Annotated in this window: 5 protein-coding genes and 1 pseudogene; 5 read left to right on the plus strand and 1 reads right to left on the minus strand. The window is 67.0% G+C overall.

Annotation, left to right across the window (positions count from 1 at the left end; genetic code table 11):
- Nucleotides 1–554, plus strand: a pseudogene (locus AX690_RS23380) (hypothetical protein); the annotation flags it as partial.
- Here the strand turns inward: AX690_RS23380 and AX690_RS14565 are convergent.
- Nucleotides 551–985, minus strand: a complete 435-nt coding sequence (locus tag AX690_RS14565) for a CBS domain-containing protein (RefSeq protein ID WP_066683628.1) — start codon at nucleotides 983–985, stop codon at nucleotides 551–553. The pseudogene AX690_RS23380 and the gene AX690_RS14565 overlap by 4 nt on opposite strands.
- A gap of 106 nt (nucleotides 986–1091) precedes the next feature.
- Here AX690_RS14565 and AX690_RS14570 point away from each other — a divergent pair, with 106 nt between their 5' ends.
- The 4 genes from AX690_RS14570 (at nucleotide 1092) to rimM (ending at nucleotide 4582) form a co-directional block, all read left to right on the plus strand.
- Nucleotides 1092–1598, plus strand: coding sequence for a DUF1993 family protein (locus AX690_RS14570; protein ID WP_066683632.1), 507 nt, complete (start codon nucleotides 1092–1094; stop codon nucleotides 1596–1598).
- Between the two features lie 339 nt (nucleotides 1599–1937).
- On the plus strand, nucleotides 1938–3464 hold the full coding sequence (gene ffh, locus AX690_RS14575) for a signal recognition particle protein (protein WP_066683633.1): 1527 nt from the start codon (nucleotides 1938–1940) through the stop codon (nucleotides 3462–3464).
- Between the two features lie 24 nt (nucleotides 3465–3488).
- On the plus strand, nucleotides 3489–3980 hold the full coding sequence (gene rpsP, locus AX690_RS14580; RefSeq protein ID WP_066683634.1) for a 30S ribosomal protein S16: 492 nt from the start codon (nucleotides 3489–3491) through the stop codon (nucleotides 3978–3980).
- 53 nt (nucleotides 3981–4033) lie between these two features.
- A complete protein-coding gene (gene rimM / locus AX690_RS14585) occupies nucleotides 4034–4582 on the plus strand; it encodes a ribosome maturation factor RimM (RefSeq protein ID WP_066683637.1) in 549 nt (182 codons plus the stop codon).
- Nucleotides 4583–4630: the final 48 nt, after the last annotated feature.

The following is a 4630-nucleotide window of genomic DNA, read 5'->3' on the forward strand; positions in this document are numbered from 1 at the left end:
ACGAAGGCTTTGGCGACGCGGCGCTGAAACTTTCCGAAATTTTCCGAATGAATCCGAGAACGATCTCCCGGGAAGGGGATCGGCGCCGTTTGGTCACGCCGGTGGTCTTCGCCCTTCCGGAGCGTCCGCTACCCGACCGCCGTTATCAAGCGGGGCAAGGCGCATGGTTGATCAAAATCGGTGTCAAAAAGGGGGCTCCGGGCGCCCGACCCTGTCCTGAACCGGACAAGCCCGACCAAGCGTGTAGCGACCATTCGATCGCCTGGGCGAAGGCGCCCTCTTTGATGGAGACTCTGCCGGTCCTCGATCAGGTCGATATGGACGGCGGGACCTCCATGCTGCTTTGCGCTGTGGGTCCCCAGAATGCCTTGAAGAATTGCGCGGTCACGCCTGAAGCAACGCCTTTGGCGCGGTCGGCCATGCTGGCTCTGGCCTCGCTCTTCGTGGCTCCGCCGCGCGCCGCGGATGGCGATTCGGTGGGCGAGGGCGTGATCGCGATCCCGTTCGACTGGTCGAAAATCACGCCCGTTGTACGGAAGCTGAAGCGGCCCTAGTGCGCGGCGCCGTCGCCTGGCTCTTGCGAGATCTCCTCCAGCGTCTTGCCGACCTGCTTGGCGCCGTAGTCCTTGGCCACATCGCCCAGCGAGAGAATGCCGGTCAACGCGCCGGCGTCATTCAGAACGACCAGGCGACGGACCTGATGATTGGCCATCTTGGCGGTCGCGTCGGCGAGGATATCGTCCTCCTTCACGCTCAGCACCTCGCCGTCGGACATCACGTCAGAGACGGCGCTGTCGAAGCTGCGGCCCTCGGCGACCACGCGCAGGACGATGTCGCGGTCGGTGACCAGGCCGACGACCTTGCTGTCGTCGACGACCGGCACCACGCCGCTGTCGACCTTGGCCATCGTCTCGGCGACCTGACGAATCGTATCGGTGGGACGGGCGATCGAGACCTGGCTGGTCATGGCGTCGCTGACTTTCATGGGAGAACCTCGTCGGTTGGAATTCGAGGCCTAAAACCCGCCGTCGCCATCTCCCGTTCCGCCGGCGGGGCTCCTATCTAGGCGCATCGTTCAAGCGGAGCTTTCGATGTCGATCTCGATCCACCAGGCCAGCGTTCCCGTGTTCACCCAAGGCCTGAAAGGTCTGAAGGGCGTGCTGACCAAGGCGGCCGCTCAGGTCGAGGCCAAGGGCTGGGACCCGGACGCCCTGCTGAAGGCCCGGCTCTATCCCGACATGTTCCCACTGATCCGCCAGGTGCAGATCGCCACCGACTTCGCCAAGGGCTGCTGCGCGCGTCTGGCGGGGCAGGAGGTTCCGGCCTGGGACGACGTGGAGACCAGCTTCGCCGAACTGATCGCCCGCATCGACCGCGCCATCGCCTATGTCGAAGGTCTGGACCCGGCGGCGTTCGAGGGCGCCGAGGATCGCGACATCACCCTGACCCGTCGCGGCGAGACCAGCGTGGTCAAGGGCTTGGCCTATTTCCAGGGTCAGGCCCAGCCGAACTTCTTCTTCCACCTGACCACGGCCTACGCGATCCTGCGCCACAATGGCGTCGAGGTCGGCAAGCGCGACTTCCTGGGGATGGCCTGATCCTTCCTCCAGCCCGATCTCCCCGGCGAACGCCGGGGTCCAGATCTCATGGCGATGGGGATGACTGGAACGGCTCAGAGCCTCTAGAGTCAGCCTCAGCGCCTTTCCATCTGGGTCCCGGCATTCGCCGGGAAGGTCGGATGGAGGGCTGCTTTTGACTCCGTAGCCTTTTTCAGCCATAAGCCCCGGCTTCCGGCGCTTTATCAGCAGCGCCTCCACCGTCACGACCCCGGCCTGTTAGCGCAGGATCCATCCGGACGAGGACGGCGAGGACCCCCGTCGACGTGATCGTCCACGGGGGCTGATCGCGTTTGGAGCGGTATTTTCACAGGGTTCGACATGTTCGACGGCCTTACAGAGCGACTTTCCGGCGTCTTCGAACGCCTCGGAGGTCGCGGCGTGCTGTCCGAGAAGGACATCGACGAGGCGCTGCGCGAGGTCCGCGTCGCCCTGCTCGAGGCCGACGTCGCCCTGCCGGTCGTCAAGGACTTCATCAGCAAGGCCAAGGAGCTGGCGTCGGGCGAGGCGGTCATCCGCTCGGTCAAGCCGGCCGACCAGGTGGTCAAGATCGTCTATGACGGCCTGGTCGACATGCTGGGCGGCGACGTTCCGACCGGCCTGAACCTGGCGCTGAACCCGCCCAGCATCATCCTGATGGCCGGCCTGCAGGGCTCGGGCAAGACGACGACCACCGGCAAGCTGGCCCTGCGTCTGTCCAAGACCGAGCGCAAGAAGGTGCTGGTCGCCTCGCTCGACACCCGCCGCCCCGCCGCCATGGAGCAGCTGGCCCTGCTGGCCCAGCAGGTCGGGGTCGAGAGCCTGCCGATCGTCGCCGGCCAGAGCGCCGTCGACATCGCCAAGCGCGCCGTCACGGCCGCCAAGCTGGGCGGTTACGACGTCCTGATACTCGACACCGCCGGCCGCACCACGCTGGACGAGGCGATGATGAGCGAGGCGGCCGAGGTCGCCAGGATCGCCAATCCGTCCGAGACCATCCTGGTCGCCGACAGCCTGACCGGTCAGGACGCCGTGCGCACGGCCAAGGCGTTCCACGAGCGCCTGCCGCTGACCGGCCTGATCCTGACCCGCGCCGACGGCGACGGCCGCGGTGGCGCGGCGCTGTCGATGCGCCACGTCACCGGCCTGCCGATCAAGTTCCTCGGCGCCGGCGAGAAGATCGACCAGCTGGACGTGTTCGACGCCCGCCGCGTCGCCGGCCGCATCCTGGGCCAGGGCGACGTCGTGGCCCTGGTCGAGAAGGCCGCGGCAGACCTTGACCACGCCGAGGCCGAGCGCATGGCCAAGAAGCTGGCCAAGGGCAAGTTCGACCTCGACGACCTGTCGGCGCAGCTGAAGCAGATGCAGAAGCTGGGCGGCATGGAAGGCATCATGGGCCTGCTGCCCGGCGTCCAGAAGGTCAAAAAGCAGATCTCCGAGAGCGGGATCGACGACAGCATTTTCCGCCGCCAGCAGGCGATCATCAGCTCGATGACCAAGGAAGAGCGCAAGAAGCCCGACATCCTGGCCGCCTCGCGCAAGCGCCGCATCGCGGCCGGCGCCGGGGTCGACGTGGCCGAGGTCAACCGCCTGCTCAAGCAGCACCGCCAGATGGCCGACATGTTCAAGGCCATGAGCAAGGACGGCGGCAAGGGCCTGGCCCGCATGGCCCAGATGATGGGCGGCGGCGACATGGCGCGCTTGAAGAACATGGGCGGCGGCAAGATGCCGACGCCTGATCCCAATGCAGCGGGGGGCCAAGGCCTCCCGGGGCTGCCCGGCCTGCCGGGTCTCGGGACTGGCGGCGACGCCAAGCCCAATCCTCTCTCCGGCCTGGGCCTGCCCGGCTTCAACCCGTTCAAGAAATAGAACTTTAGACCAAGGACTACCGAAATGCTGAAGATCCGTCTCGCCCGTGGCGGCGCCAAGAAGCGTCCGTACTACTCGATCGTCGTCGCCGACAGCCACTCGCCGCGCGATGGCCGCTTCATCGAGAAGGTCGGCACCTACAACCCGCTCCTCAAGAAGGACGACGCCAACCGCGTCACCCTGAAGGTCGAGTCGATCCAGGAGTGGCTCAAGAAGGGCGCTCAGCCGACCGACCGCGTCGCCCGCTTCCTGGCCGCCCAAGGCCTGACCACCTGGACCGCCGGCAACAACCCGCAAAAGGCTCAGCCGGGCAAGAAGGCGCAAGAGCGTCTGGCCGAACGCGCCCAGCGCGAAGAAGAGCGCAAGCAAGCCGAAGCCGACGCCAAGGCCGCCGCCGAAGCCGCCGCCGCCGAAGCCGCCGCGGCTCCGGCCGTGGAAGAGGCTCCGGCTGAAGAGGCTCCGGCCGCCGAAGCTCCGGCTGCTGAAGCCCCCGCCGAAGAAACCACCGAAGGCTAAGGGTTCCAGCGCCGCCGATCCTTCGGGGTCGGCGGCGCGACTCTGTCTACGCGATGGCCGCCTCCAACGACGATCCGCTGATCCTGGTCGGCCGCGTGGCCGGCGGCTTTGGCGTGCGCGGCGAGGTGCGGATCTCGACCTATACCGAAGACCCGATGAGCATCGCGGCCTTCAAGACGCTGAAGCGCCAGGACGGCTCGCCGGCCCTGACCATCGCCTCGGCGCGCAAGACCAAGGACGGCGTCGTCTGCCGCTGTCCCGGCGTCGAGACCAAGGAGGCCGCCGACGCCCTGCGCGGCCTTCGTCTCTATGTTCTCCGCTCGGCGCTGCCTGAGCCTGACGAGGACGAGTTCTACCTGACCGACCTGGTCGGCCTCTCCGTCCGCCATATCCAGACCGACGTCCTGCTGGGCCGCGTGAAGAGCGTCCAGAACTTCGGCGCCGGCGACATTCTCGAGATCACCCCGGATCTGGGCGGCCCGACCTGGTACCTGCCGTTCACGCGAGCGGCCGTGCCCGAGGTGAAGATCGGTGAAGGTCTGATCCTCGCCGACCCGCCCGCCCTGGTGGGCGAACAGGAAGGTCCGTCCGAAGAGGACTAGAAGGAGCGACCGGTGACCTCAGACGGAAAATGGCGGGTCACCGCCTCC

Origin of the sequence: Caulobacter sp. CCH9-E1, assembly GCF_001556515.1 — a bacterium.
Classification (GTDB): Bacteria; Pseudomonadota; Alphaproteobacteria; order Caulobacterales; family Caulobacteraceae; genus Caulobacter.

Bases quoted from the DNA above. Each gene is read 5' to 3' on its own strand.
- AX690_RS14565 (WP_066683628.1), bottom strand. From the start codon at position 985: ATGAAAGTCAGCGACGCCATGACCAGCCAGGTCTCGATCGCCCGTCCC.
- AX690_RS14570 (WP_066683632.1), top strand. From the start codon at position 1,092: ATGTCGATCTCGATCCACCAGGCCAGCGTTCCCGTGTTCACCCAAGGC.
- ffh (WP_066683633.1), top strand. From the start codon at position 1,938: ATGTTCGACGGCCTTACAGAGCGACTTTCCGGCGTCTTCGAACGCCTC.
- rpsP (WP_066683634.1), top strand. From the start codon at position 3,489: ATGCTGAAGATCCGTCTCGCCCGTGGCGGCGCCAAGAAGCGTCCGTAC.
- rimM (WP_066683637.1), top strand. From the start codon at position 4,034: ATGGCCGCCTCCAACGACGATCCGCTGATCCTGGTCGGCCGCGTGGCC.